Here is a 16,646-nt window from a genome sequence, read left to right as displayed (position 1 = left end):
CGGCGCGGCGACCATCGACGACAACGGCCGCGGCCTGTGGACCACGGGTCTCGGCCACGGTGACGCGGGGCACCTGGGCGACCTCGACCCGTCCCGACCCGGCCTGGAGTACTTCAAGGTCTCGGAGGACGGCTCCAAGCCCGGCTCGTGGTTCGCCGACGCCCGCACCGGCGCCCGGTTGTGGCAGACGGCCAACGCAGGCGACAACGGCCGCGGTGTCTCGGCGGACATCTACGCCGGCAACCCCGGCGCGGAATCGTGGTCCAACGCCGACAGCCAACTCCGCAACACCCGCGGCACAGGCATCGGCCGCAAGCCGTCCTCGGCGAACTTCCTGATTTGGTGGGACGGCGATCCCACCCGCGAACTGCTCGACCAGACCAGGATCGACAAGTACGGCACAAGCGGCGACACCCGCCTGCTCACCGGTTCCGGTGTGGCCTCCAACAACGGCACCAAATCCACCCCCGCCCTCAGCGCCGATCTGTTCGGCGACTGGCGCGAGGAAGTCGTCTGGCGCACTTCCGACAACCGCGCCCTGCGCATCTACTCCACGCCGCACCAAACCGACCGCCGCATCCCCACCCTGATGCACGACACCATGTACCGCGTCGCCATCGCGTGGCAGAACACCGCCTACAACCAGCCGCCGCACCCGAGCTTCCACATCGGGAACGGCATGGCCACCCCGCCGTGGCCGGACGTGCACTACGCCGGCTGACTGCGGCCCGATAAACCACTCGCGTGTGTCCGAGCCCCGCGCCGGCTCGGGCACGCGCGAGTTTCCACCATGCCGGGACATTCTCCATATGCCAGCCCATCGGGTGCGAACATGATTTCCCCCGCTCCCATCGAATGTTCGACGGATTGTCCCATACGAGATGTGGCCATTGACGGCGGCGTGAATTCGGCGCAACTATTTCGCTGGAGAAAGTCCTCTCACCCGGCGGCGCCGCCGCCGTGCCAACTCAGGCGAAAGGCACGCACATGACATTGTCGTCATGCGGTGCGGTCACGCGATCGGCACTGGTGTTCGTGGTGGGTGCGGTCGCGACACTCGCGCTCGCACCGGCCGCACCACCGGCTCAAGCCGCCACCGTCGACACCACGGCCACCTACGTGGTCGTCGCCCGGCACAGCGGCAAGGCGATGCAGGTCCAGTCCGCCGCGGACGGAGCCGCCGTCGTGCAGGCGACCCGGATCGACTCGCCCGCGCAGCAGTTCCAGTTCGTCGACTCCGGCGGCGGGTACTACCGGCTCAAGTCCCGCTACAGCGGCAAGGCGTTGGACGTGTGGGAGCGCTCGACCGCCGACGGCGCGCGTATCTCCCAGTACGACGTCACCTCGGGCACCAACCAGCAGTGGCAGCTGGTCCGGCTGGGCAGCGGCGTACCAGGGGGCACGGGTGCGCCGACCGACCCGAACGTCAAGTACTTCGGCCGGTGGAACACCGCCGACCCCACCGCGTACGTCTCGGAGTGGGCGGGCGCCTACCTGGTCGTCGGCTTCACCGGTCGGACGGTGAAGCTCAAGCAGCGCAACGCGATCGACTTCTTCGTCAGCATCGACGGCGGCCCGGACGTCTCCTACGTCAACCGCAGCGGCACGGTGAACCTCACCCCCACGCCGCTGGCGGCGGGCAACCACACGCTGCGCGTGTCCTACCGGCCGATCGCCGGGTCCTACCGGGGTGACGCGGTCTACCGGGGCATCGAGCTGGACCCCGGTGCCGCGACGTTTGCACCGCCCGTGCCCGGCAAGATCATCGAGTTCGTCGGTGACTCCATCACCGTCGGGCAGCAGTCGTCCAAGCAGGCGTTGACGGCCTACGGCTGGCTGGTCGGCGAGCGCCTGGGCGCGGGCCACACCCAGATCGCGGTGGGCGGCGCGTGCCTGGTCTCCGCGGCCGACGGCTGCATCGGCATGAGCGACCGGTTCCTGCGCACCGGGCTCCAGGCCAACGCCGCCAACTGGGACTTCTCCCGCTACCGCGCCGACGCCGTGGTGATCAACCTGGGCACCAACGACGTCGGCCACAACGTGACCAAGGAGCAGTTCCAGAACGCCTACGTCACCCTGATCCGCCGCGCCAAGGAGAAGTACCCGAACGCCACGATCCTGGCGTTGCAGACCTTCCGGAAGCGCTTCATCCCCGAGACCCAGGCGGCCGTCCGCATCGTCAACGACCCGAAGGTGCGGTTCGTCGACACCACGGGCTGGATCGTCGAGGCCACCGACACCACCGACAACGTCCACCCCAACGACCAGAACCACCGCAAGATCGCCGACCGCCTGGCCCCGATCCTGTCCGGCTGCGCTCACCACCGGCTGAGCTGATCCCCGCACGCCGCACGTCCGGTTCGCTCCCCGTCCCGGACGTGCGGCGGTCCCCAGGGCGCGCCCGGCCCGTCTCGGTGGCGGGCGCGTCCTTTCCTCCCGTCATTCGGTCGAACCGCAGCAAGGAGCAGACCCATGCCCACTCAGATGACCGTCCTGCGTTCGGCGCTCGCCGTGACGTTCGCGACGGGCGCGCTCACCGCCCTCGGCACCGCTCCGGCGGACGCCGCACCGGCCGGTTGCACCGGAACCGGCCCGATCACGTGCCGCTACGACGTGGCCCCCGGCCACTACGACGTGACCGTGCGGCTGGGCAGTCCCACCCGTGCGGCCAACACCGGCATCACCGCCGAGGCTCGACGCCGGGTGCTCTCCGCCGTGGACACCGGCGTCGGTCAGCTCACCGATCGGGTCCTCACCGTCAACGTCCGGCAGCCGGAGGGGCAGCCCACCGGTCAGGGCGGCACCGGCACACCGGGATTGACCCTCGTGTTCGACGGGCGCACTCCGGCGGTCGAGGCGATCACGGTCAGGCAGGTCAGGCCGCCTGCCCTGTTCCTGGTCGGTGACTCGACCGTCTGCGACCAGCCCACCGCCCCCTACGCCGGCTGGGGCCAGGCGCTGCCCCGCCTGCTGCGCGAGGGCCTGTCGGTGGCCAACTACGCCGACTCCGGCGAGAGCTCCGGCTCCGTGTTGTCCAACGCGGCGCTGTTCCCCGCCGTGCGGTCACAGACCCGCGCGGGTGACACGGTCATGATCCAGGTCGGCCACAACGACAAGCGGACCACCGCCACCGCGTTCCGCGACAACCTCACCCGCATGGTGCGCGACGTGCGCGCGGCAGGCGGCGCACCCGTGCTGGTGACGCCACCGGTCCGCCGGTTGTTCGGCTCGGACGGGCGCCTCACCGGGACCGCGCGCCACGTCAACGAGATCGGCGTGAACCTGCCCAACGAGATGAAGACCGTCGCACGGGCACAGGGCACGCCGCTGATCGACCTCACCTCGTTGTCCGCCACCCTGGTCGAACAACTCGGCACATCCGCATCCGAAAGGCTTTTCCTGACCAGGGAGAAGGGCGACAACACGCACTTCTCGGAATACGGCGCGGCAACGATGTCGAACCTGGTGCTGAACGAGGCCGTCCGGCTCAACGTCATCCGGTCGACACAGGTCCGCTGACATCGCGAATTCCACCGAAACGACATGGAGGACCGATGAGGATCTCTGCACGGAGCAGGTACCTGGCGGTCGCGGCGGCGGTGTGTGCCGCGATGGCGACCCTGGTGTCGCCGGCGCAAGCCGCGCCCGCCCCCGCATCCTGTGCCGCGGACCAGGCCGGTGGCCCGGGGATCGCCGCCGCACCGTTCAAGGTGTGGTTGGCCGGCGACTCCACCATGGCCAACGGCAGCAGCACGTGCCCGGTCGGCTGGGGCAGGGAGTTCGATCGGCTGTTCAACGACGACGTCACCGTCGTCAACAACGCCGTGGGCGGCCGGAGCATCCAGACCTGGCTCTACGAGTCGAACGTCAAGAGCACCAAGGACTCCGCCGGTGAGTGCGTGGTCAGCCCTCGCACCTACGCCTCTCGCTGGGCCGGCATGCTGTCGACCAACGGCATGAAGGCCGGCGACTGGCTGATCATCCAGTTCGGCATCAACGACGGCGACCGCAACTGCCCGCGCCACGTGGGCACCGCCCGCTACCGCCAGCTACTCAGCACGATGGCGCGCGAGGCCAAGGCGCGGGGCGTGAAGCCGGTGTTCGTCACGCCCGTCGCGGCGATCCGCTGCTCCGGTTCGACCGCGGTGGGCAACCGCGGGTTCGTGAACGAGACCATCGCCCAGGGGCAGGTCGACCAGGTGCCGGTGATCGACCTGCACCAGCGCAGCGTCGCGTTGTACAACTCACTGCGCCTGTGCCCCAACAACGGCAACTACAGCCAGGGCGCGGTCGGCGCGTTCTTCTGCAACGACCACACCCACTTCGAAGCCGCCGGCGCCGCCCGCATCGCGGAGGTGGTCGCCAGGGCACTGCGGGAACAGGGGATCGGCCTCGCCTCCTCCCTGCGCTAGTCACGAGTTGTCAGTCGCCCCAGAACAGCCGACCGCTCACGAGAGCGTCCTAAGTGGATATGTCGGAGGTGGGGCGGCCGGTGATCCCTCGTCGCCCCACCGGGCCAGGGGTGAACGCCGCGCAGAGCGCGACCCCGAGGTGGTCGAGCGCTCCATCCAAGACTCGGCGGCTCGCCGCAGGTCGTCCGAACCTCACCCGTTCCCGTCCTCAGGAGTGCTCATGATGCTCGTTCACCGGCGGGGTGCGAGCCGGCGAGCCCTGTCGCTCGTCGCCGCGCTCATCGTCGCCCTGTCCGTGATCGCGGTGGGCCAGGACCAAGCGGACGCCGCGCCCGGTCCTTCGTTCACCAACCCCGTCGTGCCCACGCCCAACAGTGCCGACCCGACGCTGGTGCAGTACAACGGCCAGTACTACTACGTGGCCACCACTTGGACCTCCGACATCCTGATGCGGCGGTCCTCCACCATCGCCGGGCTGCGCAGCGCGCCGGAGCAGAGAGTTTTCCGCGCCTCGCAGAACGAGGGCTGCTGCACGATGTGGGCGCCGCACCTGGAGCAGATCAACAACCGTTGGTACATCTACTACTCGGTCGAACCGCGGGCCGGGTACGGGTCGCGCCGCACACACGTGCTGGAGAGTGCCGCGAACGACCCGGCGGGCCCGTACACCTACCGGGGTGTGCTCAACCTGATGCCGAACAACGGCTGGGCCATCGACGGCGCGGTGCTCAAGCTCAACGGCGCCCTGTACTTCCACTACTCGGCGTTCCACGCCGACGGCCTCCAGTCGATCTACATCGCACCGATGAGCAGCCCGACCTCGGTCTCGGCCCACGGCACCCGCATCTCGGCCCCGACGCTGGCGTGGGAGCGGCAGGGTCAGCCGGTCAACGAGGGGTCGTTCGCGTTGCAGCGGGGCGGCCGCACGTTCCTGACCTACTCGGCCAGCTACTGCGGCACGGCCGACTACAAGCTGGGCATGCTGGAGTACCGCGGTGGCGACCCGCTCGCGGCGTCGTCCTGGACGAAGTTCGCCAACCCGATCTTCCAGCGCAACAACGGCAACGGCGTCTACGGTCCCGGCCACCACTCGTTCTTCACCTCGCCGGACGGCACGGAGACCTGGATCGCCTACCACGCCAACTCCTCGGCGTCCCAGGGCTGCGGCACCACCCGTACGACCCGCGTGCAGAAGATCTCCTGGAACGCCGACGGCACACCGAACCTGGGTGTCCCCGTCTCCACCTCCACGGTCCTCGCGGGCCCTTCGGGTGAGACCGGCGGGTCCGGCACCCGCGTGCGCATCCGCAACCAGCACAGCAACCTCTGCCTGGACAACTACAGCTGGGGCACCGAACCCGGCTCCGAGGTCCGGCAGTGGACCTGCACCGGAGCGGCCAACCAGCAGTGGGTGGTCGGCTGACAGCCACACCCAGGCGGCCCAGCCGGTGGACAACCGAGCAGCCCTCATCGGCCGCGCAGCTCCACTGCGTGGCCGATGAGGGCTGCTCCGGGTGATCGGTAACGAACGCAGGCGTGATGATTTCGCCTACGCAGCAACGAATTCCGGGATCGTCCGGGTACGCGCGCGATCCTGACGGACAAGCTGCGGGCGCGACCGGCGTCTTCTGTGCACGTTCACAGCAACTGTGCCAACAGACCCTTGAAAGGATCTCTTCCATAGGTTTTGATCTGGGTGGACAGCACTCGAAAAGTTGTGCACGTTCACAGTCTCGCCGCCGCGCCCCCCGCTCACACTCGATCAAAGGAGATCGAATGACCGCGTACGGCACCGGCCGCACCATGAACGACAAGGCAAACATCCCTGCCGGCATCTCGCGGCGCAGCGTGCTGCTCGGCGCCGCCGCCGGCGCGGGCGCGCTCGCGTTGGGTGCGGACGCTCTGGCGCCGACGGCCGAGGCCGCGACCTTCGTCAAGGGCGCGGACATCAGCTGGATGCCGCAGATGGAGGCGAACGGCTACTACTGGAACAACAAGTCCGGGCAACGGCAGGACCTGTTCACCATTCTCAAGGGCTACGGCATCACCGCGATCAGTCTGCGGACCTGGGTCAACCCTTCCAACAGCCCGGCCAACGGGCACTGCAGCATCGAGGAGACCGCGCGGATGGCGGTGCGCTGCCGGGACGCGGGCCTCCAGGTCCTGCTCGGTTTCCACTTCGGCGACACCTGGAACTCCGTCGGCGTGCAGAACCCGCCCGCGGCCTGGGCGAACATGTCCTACAGCCAGATGCTCGACGCGATGCGCAACTACGTCTCCCGCTCGTTGAACCTCTTCAAGAGCAGCGGTGTGACGCCGGGTTGGGTGAAGATCGGCAACGAAACCAACAGCGGCATCTGCAAGCCGGTCGGCAGCATCAGCCGACCCGCGCAGATGACCGGCCTGCTCAACGCCGCGTACGACGTGTCCAAGCAGGTCTTCCCGACCACCCCGGTGATGGTGCACCTCGCCCAGCCGCAGAAGCTCGACAGCATCCAGAACTTCCTCAACGCCTACCGCAACAACGGCGGTCGGTGGGACATCACCGGGCTGTCCTCGTACGCCCAGGGCGGCAACGTCGCTCCGGTGCTGGCCAACATGAGGACCATCCAGTCCAGCTACGGCAAGCCGGTCATGCAGGTCGAGTACGGCGGCCCGCGAGACAAGGCCACCCAGGTGCGCGATGGGCTGCGGCAGTTCATCACCGGTCTGAAGGGCTTCGGCGGCCTCGGCACGTTCTTCTGGGAGCCCGAGGGCTACTCACCGTTCACCGGCTACGGCAGCACCGCGTGGGACCCGGGCACCCGCAGGCCGACCGCCGCCATGGACGGCTTCCTCAACGTGTGACCCACGGCGAGAAGCGACGGCCGCCCCGCCGCGCCCGCATGCCCGGTGATCGGCCGGCGGGTCCGCCTCTCCGACGTCACATGGCATCCCAAGGAGATTCCGATGCGCCTCACACCCCGATGGCGAGCCCTTCACAGGGTCGTCACCGGCTCAGCCATCCTCGCCGTGATCGCCGTGATCGTGCCCGGCACGGCCGCAGCGGCCGGGAACACCTACTACGTCGCACCCAGTGGCAACGACAACGCCGCGGGAACCCAGGCCGCGCCCTGGGCGTCCATCGCCCGCGCGCAGGCCGTCGCCACGGCGGGTGACACGGTCTACTTCCGGGGCGGGACCTACGCCTACACCCGGGCGAACTCGGCCTGTGCGAGCCGGACGGCCCGGGTCGACGCGATCACCCTGAACAAGAGCGGCACCTCGGGCAACCCGATCCGCTACTGGGCCTACCCGGGCGAGAAGCCGGTCTTCAACTTCTCGGCCATGCGGGACGACTGCCGGATCAAGGGCTTCAACGTCACCGGCAACTGGCTCCACCTCAAAGGCCTGGAAGTCACCGGCGTGCGGCAGAACAACAAGCTGAACGCCGAGTCCTGGGGTATCTGGATCTCGGGCAGCAACAACACCTTCGAGCAGATCGACACGCACCACCACATGGGGGCCGGCCTGTTCATCCAGAACGGGCGCGACAACCTGGTGCTCAACTCGGACTCACACGACAACTACGACCTGAACAGCTCGGACGGACCCGGCGAGAACGCGGACGGCTTCGGCGCGCACATCCCGGCCGGCAACCCCGGGAACGTGTTCCGCGGCAACCGCGCGTGGTGGAACGCCGACGACGGGTACGACCTCATCAGCGCCTACTCGTCCGTGCTCATCGAGAACTCCTGGGCGTGGCGCAACGGGTACGTGCCGGGGACCACCACGAGCGCGGGCAACGGCGCCGGCTTCAAAGCGGGCGGCTACGGCGGCAACTACGACTCCGGCGCCGTCAAGCACACCGTCCGCACCTCGGTCGCCTTTCTCAACAAGGCCGCAGGCTTCTACGCCAACCACCACCCCATCGCCAACGACTTCTTCAACAACACCAGCTACGGCAACCGCCCGGACTTCAACATGCTCGGTGTGGACTCCAGCGGCCGGGCCGTCGGCCGGGGCAACCTGCGCAACAACATCGCCTACACCGGCACCCTGACGTCCAACATGAACGGCACGACCGCCACGAACAACTCCTGGAACCTCGGCGTCACCCTGTCGGACGCGCAGTTCCAGAGCGTGTCGACGTCCGGCTGGGACGCTCCGCGCCAGGCCGACGGCAGCCTGCCGGTGCTGCCCCACCTCCGCCTCGCCGCGAACAGCACCCTGATCGACAAGGGCACGAACGTCGGCCTGCCCTACCAGGGGTCGGCACCGGATCTGGGTGCCTTCGAGCAGTCCGGCGGCACGCCACCGGCATCGCGCTATGAAGCGGAGACCGCACCGGCGGTGTGCCAGGGCACCATCGACGCCAACCAGGCCGGCTTCTCCGGCACCGGGTTCTGCAACGGCAACGCCGCTGTGGGCGCCTACGCCCAGTTCACCGTCAACGCGGCGACAGCCGGCCCGGCAACGCTCGGCATCCGCTTCGCCAACGGCAACAGCAGCGGTACCGCGCGACCCGCGAACCTCGTCGTCAACGGGTCGACGGTCTCCACGGTCTCGTTCGAGTCCACCGGCAGCTGGACTGCCTGGTCCACCAAGACCCTCACCGCCTCCCTGAACGCCGGCAACAACACCATCCGACTGGACCCGACCGCGGCGGACGGCCTGCCCAACATCGATTACCTCACCCTGTGAAAGGCACCAAGATGACCAGAACATCGCGCACGCCCTTGAAACGGCGCGTACTGACCGCAGCCGTACTGCTGTTCGCGTCGGTGCTGACACCGCAGTCGGTGACGGCCGCGGCGCAGCCCGTCGCCGAAGCCGCCCCGGCCGCCGAAGCCGCCCCGGTCGCCGAGGACGCCGCGGCCGATCCCCACGGTCTCAAGACGACGGTCGCCGACTACCGGACACGTGTCCCGGCCAAGTACACCACCGACTCCTGGAAGCCCTTCGCCAAGGCGCTGACCACGGCGGACGGCGTCGCGAAGAACCCCTCGGCGAGCGCAACGGAAGCCGCCGCGGCGAAGACGGCCCTGGTCACCGCCGCCGGCGACCTGGAGGCCGCGGACGAGGGCACGTTCCAGACCATCACCAACAACACCTTCTGGAACGACACCAGCGGCAACCCCATCTACTCGCAGGGCGGCGGGGTCTTCAAGTTCGGCGACACGTACTACTGGTACGGCGTGCACTACCGCGGCGCGGAGAGCTACCGGGCCAACCCGACGAGGAAGTACGACAACGAAGTCTCGTTCGTGTCGATCCCGGTGTACTCGTCCAGGGACCTGGTGAACTGGAAGTTCGAGAACCGGGTCGCGACGCGCTCGACCCCGATCAACAACGGCGCCACCCTCGGTCAGGCCGGTTGGGTCGGGCGGCTCGGGGTCTCGTACAACGAGAACACCGGCAAGTACGTGCTCGCCACCCAGGCCTATGTCGGAGGCGGGCACGGGGTGCTGTTCCTGCAGGGCAACACCCCCACCAGCACCTTCACCTACGGCTACTTCCAGACCCAGATCGTCAACTCGCCGACGACCGGCACCGGGGACCAGACCGTCTTCACCGACGACGACGGCAAGGACTACCTGATCTTCTCCAACCGCGAAGGACGTTCCCGCGCCTTCGTCGGCAAGCTCAGGGAGTCCGATTCGCTGCGGGTGGAGCCCGGGGTGCAGATCGGCTACAACTCCTCTGGGCGCGAGGGCAACGCCATGTTCAAGCTCGACGGCAGGTACTACCACGCGGCGTCGGACCTGCACGGCTGGAACACCTCCGTCACGCACGTCCTGGAGTCGACCGGCGGCACCGTCCAGGGTTCCTACTCGAGTGAGTACACGCTCGCGGGCACCGAGATGGACTACAGCCACGTGACCCAGACCGGGTTCTTCGTCACCGTCAAGGGGACCAAGCAGAACACGGTCATCTACGCGGGCGACCGCTGGGCCGACTTCGCGTGGAACGGCATCGGGTACAACCAGTGGTTGCCGATCACCAAGACCGGCGCACGGCCCCAGTTCCACTCGGTCAGCCAGTGGCAGTTCAACGCCACGACCGGTGAGTGGCGTGTCGGTCCGGACAACAACTACGTCCTCAACCCCGATTTCCAGGCCGACCGGATCACCACCTCCACGCTGACGGGGTGGACCAACTTCCGTGAGTCCGGGCCGAGCTCGATCGTGACCAACGTCGCCGGTGCGAACGGATCCCGCTTCGCACTGCAGGTCGGCGCCGGCCAGTCCTACGCGGGTGGTGTGCGGCAGCGGATCACGATTCCGGCCGGCGACTACAAGATGTCCGTGTACGCCAAGACGTCGGGTTCGCTCAGCGCCGCGCAGATGACGGTCACCGACGCCGCCGGCAACGCGCGCACGCTCAACATCCCGGCCTCCAGCGGCTGGACCCGTCGCGAGCTCGCGAACATCCCGCTGTCCGCCGGCACCGCCACCGTCACCATCCGGGCGGCCAGCGGCAACGGGTACCTCGCCGTCGACGGTCTGAGCCTCGTCAAGACCGACGGTGTGCCGCCGACAGGTCGACGCTACGAGGCCGAGACGGCGCCAGCCGTGTGCCAGGGCACGATCGACTCGAATCAGACCGGCTTCTCCGGCACCGGGTTCTGCAACGGCAACGCGGCCGTCGGGGCTTATGCCCAGTTCACGGTCGATGCGGCACAGGCGGGCACGGCGGCGCTGGCGGTCCGGTTCGCCAACGGTCAGAGCAGCGGTGCTCCGCGGCCGGCGAACCTGGTGGTGAACGGGTCCACGGTCGGCACGGTGTCGTTCGAGTCCACCGGCACGTGGACCGCCTGGGCCACCAAATCCCTCACCGCCTCGCTGAACGCGGGCAGCAACACCGTCCGCCTCGAACCCACGGCGGCCGACGGCCTGCCCAACGTCGACTACCTCGACGTCGGAGTCGTGGCCGGCTAGCCGTCCACTCTGCCGATCTTTCCGCCCGGGAGGGCGGACAGAATCGCGTCCTTGAAACACCGTCAGGAGAAGGACATGAGCAACAGACGCCTGACCCGCGTCCTCGCGGGTCTGACGACGCTGGCCACCCTGGTGTCCGCGGGTCTGGTCGCGGGGACCGCGCCGGCCGGTGCGACGTACGGAACCGCGGACATCAAGCCGATCGAAAGCAACATCGCTGCCAAGTCCTGGGCCTCGGCGACGGCGGGCAGTGGCTCGTCGACCGCCGGACTGGCCATCGACGGCGACCCGACGACATCCTGGTACCCCGATCGCGCCGATGCCCGGCGGTGGCTCACCGTCGACCTCGGTGGCACCTATGACAACCTGCGCAAGGTCAAGGTGGTGTTCCCGGAGCACGGCGTGGTCTACCGGTACGTCGTCGAGGCTTCGACCGACGGCCGCCGGTGGAAGACGATCGCCGACAGATCCCACAACCGGGCCGCGTCGCGGGGTGAGGTGCACCTGTTCACCCAGCCGGCAACGCGCTTCGTCCGGCTGACGTTCACCGGTGTGCCGGGCCGTGCGCGGGCCGGTGTCAGCGAGATCCAGGTCTTCAACTACCTGCGGGACGACCTCGTCCTCGGCGCCGACCTGTCCTGGGTGGACGACCACCAGTCCCGGCAGTACTGGGTCGACCCCCTGGCCGCCGACCGGGGCGCCGGGCCGCACCAGCTGGACGTGGTCAAGGACCGCGGCATGCAGTACGCGCGGCTGCGGGTGTTCAACGAGCCGCGCAGCGAGAGCACCGGTCAGCCGACCGCGGTGCCCCGCCAGGGTCCGCAGCGCACGCTGACCTCGGCGCAGTGGATCAAGCAGCGGGGCATGGGCCTGGGCATCGACTACCACTACGCGGACTCCTGGGCGGACCCGAGCAAGCAACCGAAACCGCGCGCCTGGGCCGAGCTGGAGTTCGAGGACCTGAACCGGGCGGTGTACGACTTCACCGCCGACCACCTGCGCCAGTTGATCCGGCAGGGCACCACGCCGGACAAGGTCGCCGTCGGCAACGAGATCATCAACGGTTTCATGTACGGCAGCGAGGCGGCCCTCATCGGCACGACGAGTCCGCCGTACTTCGTCGACCAGGCCGACGTCTACCAGTCGAAGCCCGGCGGCGGCCTGCTGTGGAAGTACTGGGGTTCGACCGACCCGGTCGAGCAGCAGCTCTACGACCAGGCGTGGGACCGGTTCACGACCCTGGCGGCATCCGGGATCAAGGCGGTCCGCGACGCGTCGCCGAAGTCCAAGGTCGAGGTCCACGTGATCGTCAACAAGGACCGGCTCGCCAAGACCATGGAGTTCTGGCACCAGTACCTCACCCAGGTGAAGGCGAAGGGTCAGAACCCCGACGTGCTGGCCATCTCGTACTACTCGGAGTGGCACGGCACGCCCGAGGCGCTGGACACCAACCTGCACACCATGGCCACCACCTACCCCGACTACGAGATCGACATCGCCGAGACCGCCTACCCCGCCTCGGGCGGCGACGGCTCGCCGATGCCCAACTCACCCTTCCCCCGGACGATCCAGGGGCAGGCGGACGCCATCCAGAGGGTTTTCCAGGCCGCCAACGACGTGGTCGACAACCAGGGTGCCGGCGTGCTGGTGTGGGAGCCGGCCGGCTACCAGACGATGTTCCGGGCCGTGCCCGGACTGGCGAACACGTGGGAGCCGCACGCGTCCATCAACGTCTTCAACGCCAGCCGCGCCAAGCACATCCTCCAGGACACCGTCTACACCGCCACCGCAGTGGGTGCCGCACCGAAGCTGCCTTCCTCCATCCGAATGCTCACCACCGCCAACAACAAGATCACCAGTGTCCCCGTCCGCTGGCAACCGCTGCCACCCGGCGCGACCGACACGCCGGGCGAGGTGACAGTCACCGGCATGACCGACGTAGGACAGGTCACGGCGGTCATCGACGTCGTACCCGGACGCGGCGAACACGACGAACTCGACTCGACCACCTCATAACCGGACATCCCAAGACACAGTCCTGCCCTGCCATCAAAGAAGAGGACCCTCCGGAGACCATCTGGAGGGTCCTCTTCCTGCCCGTCGCCGGATCGCCGAGTTCGAGGCCGAGGTCGCCGTCCACCGCCGCGCGCGATCCGCCAGACCTGGCTCACCGATCTGCGCAGCCGCATACCGATCCAGGCGGAGCTGTTCGGTCACCTCCCACCCTTCGACGAGTGGAACGCTCCGAGGACCGACGATTATGACCGTGCCCTCGGGCTCGTCGAGGGATGCTTTCCGAGTCGGTGACGTGGCCACACACCGACCTACCCCACGACAGTGGACTTCAAGCTGCCGGACGAGGGCGAGGAGCAGTTCGAGATCGACCACGGCCCTTTGTCCTGCGCGGGTGGCTCAACAACTCCTGTTTCACGGCAAGGCGGTGGCCGGCAGGGCGGAGGTGATCCCGCCGAGCAACGCGGTGGTGGTGGCCAGGACGAGCGTGGTCCGCCGTCGTCGACGCGGACCGCTGGTGGCGAGTGTCAAGGTGTTCTCCCTGCGACGCTGCATGGGTTGGTCCTCGTCCGGTCAGTAGAGGTAGGGCCAGCCGGCCGAGTCGAGCCTGAGCAGGTTGACACCGAGCAGCGACGCGCCGTTGTCGGCGTAGTAGTGGTAGACGAGGACGTCGCCGTCGCGGTCGGCCAGCACGTCCTGGTGCCCCGGCCCGTGGACGCTGCCCTGGCCGGCGAGGATCTCGGTGCCGCCACCGGAGGTAAGGGCGCGACCCGCGCGGTCCACGTAGGGGCCGGTGACGCTGGTGGAACGGCCGACCATCACGCGGTAGGTGCTCGCGGCACCCTGGCAACACCGGTCGAACGAGACGAACAGGTAGTAGTAGCTGCCGCGCTTGACGATGTTCGGCGCCTCGATCGCCCCGCCGTTGCGGCCCGCGACGGAGCGCACCGTGCTGTCCGAACGCAGGCCGGTGGACGGGTTGAGCGCGATCATCTTGATGCCCGACCAGAACGAGCCGAAGCTCAGCCACCAGCGGCCCTGGTCGTCCACCACCAGGTCGGGGTCGATGGCGTTGAAGTTGTCCGACGTACGCGACTCGACCACCAGGCCCCGGTTGGTCCACGTCCCGGAGTTGCCGCTGGAGCTGGTGGCCAGGAAGATCGCCGAACGGTTCGAGCCGAACGTGGAGGCCGAGTAGTACATCCAGTACTGGCCGTTGTGGTAGGACAGGTCCGGCGCCCACAGGTGGCGGGAGTTGTCGGTGTAGGTGTTGGCCCATGGCGTGCCGTTGGGGAAGGCGGCACCGGCGTTGCGGAACGCGGTGCGGTCGACCGAGGTCTTCAGCGCGATGCCGTTGCCGGTGTGGGCGACCAGGTAGCTGCCGTCGGTGCGCTTGACGAAGCTCGGGTCGTGCACGCCGATGTCGCCGGTCACCCGACCGGGAGCGGGGTAGGCCGATGCGGACGGCGCCCCCACGACGGTGACGGCCAGGACGACCAGCGCTGTCAGAACGCGTTTCATCGATGAGACCACGATGTCCTCGATTTCTGGCGAGTGGTTGTGGCGGCGCGGACTTGGCGCGGCAGACACGATGGCCGCATCAGCCGGCGAAAACCGGGTGCAGAGAGGCGTTAGCGCGAGTGGGCGGACGTCCGGGACCGGTGTGGCGATCTGCACGGTGCCTGGACATCAGCCACCCAGGCGGTCGCATGCATGCGCGGACCCGTGATTCGCCCGCTTGCGAGCAGGAACCTTGGCGCGTCAGCGGTGGTGTTCCGGGCCGGCACCACCGGTGCGTTGTCAGCACGATAGCGACGCGGACACCGACCTGACAAGAGTCGCCGTTATCGCTAACATCGATTGTGCAATCGAATGAGTTCGAACAGTCGAGTGGAAAATTACCGCTGAACTGCGATTATCCAAGTCGGCGGCGATCGAATCGACGTTTCCGGATCTGTTGATGTTAGCGCTCACGCAAGTGGCGGACGGTGGACGGTCGTCATCCCGCCCTGCTCATGCCGTTGACACCTGGCTCACCTTGGCGCTGACCGCGTCCGGGTCGTCGCTGGTGCCGGGGGAGGCGATGCTCATGCCGGTGGCCATCTCTGCCACGGTGTGGGCGCGGATGTCGGGGCGTGGTCCGTTGTCGACGTGTGCGGCGACGGCTCGCACGTGGTCCTGGGCCGGTTCGGCCAACCCGTCGTACACCGCGAGGAACACTTCCCGCGCATGTGCGCGCGGCCAGTCGGGCGGCATGAGTTCGATGGGGAGCAGGGGATCGAGCGCCGGGAAGCGGCGGTAGGTGTCCATCACCTCGGTGCGGGCCCGTACGGCGGCGGCGCCGGTGATGTCGCCGGCGCGAATGCGGGGCAGTACCGGATTCCAGCGCTCGATGAACGTCTCGTACTGCTCCGCGATCGCCGCGATGTCCCAGGCTTCGATCGGGTCGCGGGTGACGTCCGACTCGAACTGCAGGTGCCGCGAGCGGAACGCGGTTGTGGCGCCGGGTGTCACCGCGACCAGTTCGGCGTGTTCCTGCTGCGTCAGCGGGTGCGGCGACACCCAGACCCCGTCGTAGAGCGGTGCGTATCCGCGCCATCGCAGTTCGGCTCGCAGGGAGCTTCGCCGGGACTTCTCCTCCTTCGGCATGGTGAAGACGATGACCGTCCACGACCCGTCCCAGGAGTCGGGCCCGGTGGCGAATGCCGCGATGGAGGTGCCGCCGATCGACAGGTTGACCGTGGCGGGCTCGGTCAGCCGGTAGGAGCTGTGCCGGCCTTGCCGACTGCCCTCCAGCACACCTCGGCGGGCCAGTCTGCTGATGGCGGTCCTCGCGGCGCCGATGGTCACACCGAACTCTCCCAGCAGGGCCACGATCGCCGCGGTCGGCAACCAGGCGCGGGTGCGCAGGGTGTAGTCGGCGATCAGGGTCACCGCCAAGCCCTGGGGCGAGCTGCCGCGCTGCCGGCGCGGCAGCCGCACCGAATCGGCACCGACGTCGGGAAAGATCTCTTCGACGTCGAACGGGCTTACCACGGTGCGCTCCCGTTGAATGTCGGCGTGACGGCGATGTCGACTGTAGCGGGCCCGCGCACGTATCGAGACCCGATCGTTGACACTTCCAGTGGCTCTGGCCAGACTATGTGACACTTCTTGGTTCTGCGGGGAGCCAGTGAGGCCACCATCAGGGCCGAGCTCGACTTCCGGATCGCGGTACCGCCGGTCAGTTCGACTTGGCCTGCGGCGACTCCCAACCCACCTCCGCGTGGCAGGGATGCCGGGCGCTCGCAGCGCGCTTTGC

Annotated in this window: 12 protein-coding genes; 9 read left to right on the top strand and 3 right to left on the bottom strand. The window is 68.4% G+C overall.

What is annotated here, in order from left to right; genetic code table 11:
• The 9 genes from FM051_RS41465 to FM051_RS41425 all read left to right on the top strand — a co-directional run.
• On the top strand, window positions 1-721 hold a 721-nt coding region (locus FM051_RS41465), incomplete at its 5' end, for a rhamnogalacturonan lyase family protein (RefSeq protein ID WP_476655325.1).
• A 266-nt stretch (window positions 722-987) separates the two neighbouring features.
• Window positions 988-2,337, top strand: a complete 1,350-nt coding sequence (locus FM051_RS41460) for a GDSL-type esterase/lipase family protein (RefSeq protein ID WP_238413021.1) — start codon at window positions 988-990, stop codon at window positions 2,335-2,337.
• A 135-nt stretch (window positions 2,338-2,472) separates the two neighbouring features.
• Window positions 2,473-3,519: a rhamnogalacturonan acetylesterase gene (locus FM051_RS41455; RefSeq protein ID WP_202919291.1), complete on the top strand. Its 1,047-nt coding sequence runs from the start codon at window positions 2,473-2,475 to the stop codon at window positions 3,517-3,519.
• A gap of 35 nt (window positions 3,520-3,554) precedes the next feature.
• Entirely contained in the window at window positions 3,555-4,412 is an 858-nt protein-coding gene (locus tag FM051_RS41450; RefSeq protein ID WP_202919290.1) for an SGNH/GDSL hydrolase family protein, read from the top strand.
• Window positions 4,413-4,632: 220 nt separating this feature from the next.
• On the top strand, window positions 4,633-5,835 hold the full coding sequence (locus tag FM051_RS41445; RefSeq protein ID WP_158852579.1) for a family 43 glycosylhydrolase: 1,203 nt from the start codon (window positions 4,633-4,635) through the stop codon (window positions 5,833-5,835).
• A 353-nt stretch (window positions 5,836-6,188) separates the two neighbouring features.
• The gene (locus FM051_RS41440; RefSeq protein ID WP_158852578.1) at window positions 6,189-7,259 is read left to right on the top strand and encodes a glycosyl hydrolase 53 family protein; all 1,071 of its coding nucleotides are present in this window, start codon (window positions 6,189-6,191) and stop codon (window positions 7,257-7,259) included.
• 102 nt (window positions 7,260-7,361) lie between these two features.
• Entirely contained in the window at window positions 7,362-9,095 is a 1,734-nt protein-coding gene (locus FM051_RS41435) for a right-handed parallel beta-helix repeat-containing protein (protein WP_158852577.1), read from the top strand.
• Window positions 9,096-9,106: 11 nt separating this feature from the next.
• A complete protein-coding gene (locus tag FM051_RS41430) occupies window positions 9,107-11,332 on the top strand; it encodes a CBM35 domain-containing protein (RefSeq protein ID WP_158852576.1) in 2,226 nt (741 codons plus the stop codon).
• 75 nt (window positions 11,333-11,407) lie between these two features.
• Window positions 11,408-13,348 (top strand): glycosyl hydrolase 53 family protein, encoded by a 1,941-nt coding sequence (locus FM051_RS41425; RefSeq protein ID WP_158852575.1) that lies wholly within the window; start codon window positions 11,408-11,410, stop codon window positions 13,346-13,348.
• 411 nt (window positions 13,349-13,759) lie between these two features.
• Here FM051_RS41425 and FM051_RS41420 read toward each other — a convergent pair whose 3' ends face one another.
• From FM051_RS41420 to FM051_RS41410, 3 genes are all read right to left on the bottom strand, one after another.
• Window positions 13,760-13,900: a hypothetical protein gene (locus FM051_RS41420; RefSeq protein WP_158852574.1), complete on the bottom strand. Its 141-nt coding sequence runs from the start codon at window positions 13,898-13,900 to the stop codon at window positions 13,760-13,762.
• 18 nt (window positions 13,901-13,918) lie between these two features.
• On the bottom strand, window positions 13,919-14,866 hold the full coding sequence (locus FM051_RS41415; protein ID WP_158852573.1) for an arabinan endo-1,5-alpha-L-arabinosidase: 948 nt from the start codon (window positions 14,864-14,866) through the stop codon (window positions 13,919-13,921).
• A gap of 492 nt (window positions 14,867-15,358) precedes the next feature.
• Window positions 15,359-16,381 carry a PaaX family transcriptional regulator gene (locus tag FM051_RS41410; protein WP_158852572.1) on the bottom strand — a complete coding sequence of 341 codons (1,023 nt, stop codon included), beginning with the start codon at window positions 16,379-16,381 and terminating at the stop codon, window positions 15,359-15,361.
• Window positions 16,382-16,646: the final 265 nt, after the last annotated feature.

It is taken from the genome of Saccharothrix deserti (assembly GCF_009769385.1).
Lineage (GTDB): Bacteria > Actinomycetota > Actinomycetes > Mycobacteriales > Pseudonocardiaceae > Actinosynnema > Actinosynnema deserti.
The sequence above is the reverse complement of the archived record's forward strand: the minus strand, read 5'-3'. Positions and strand labels throughout refer to the sequence as shown.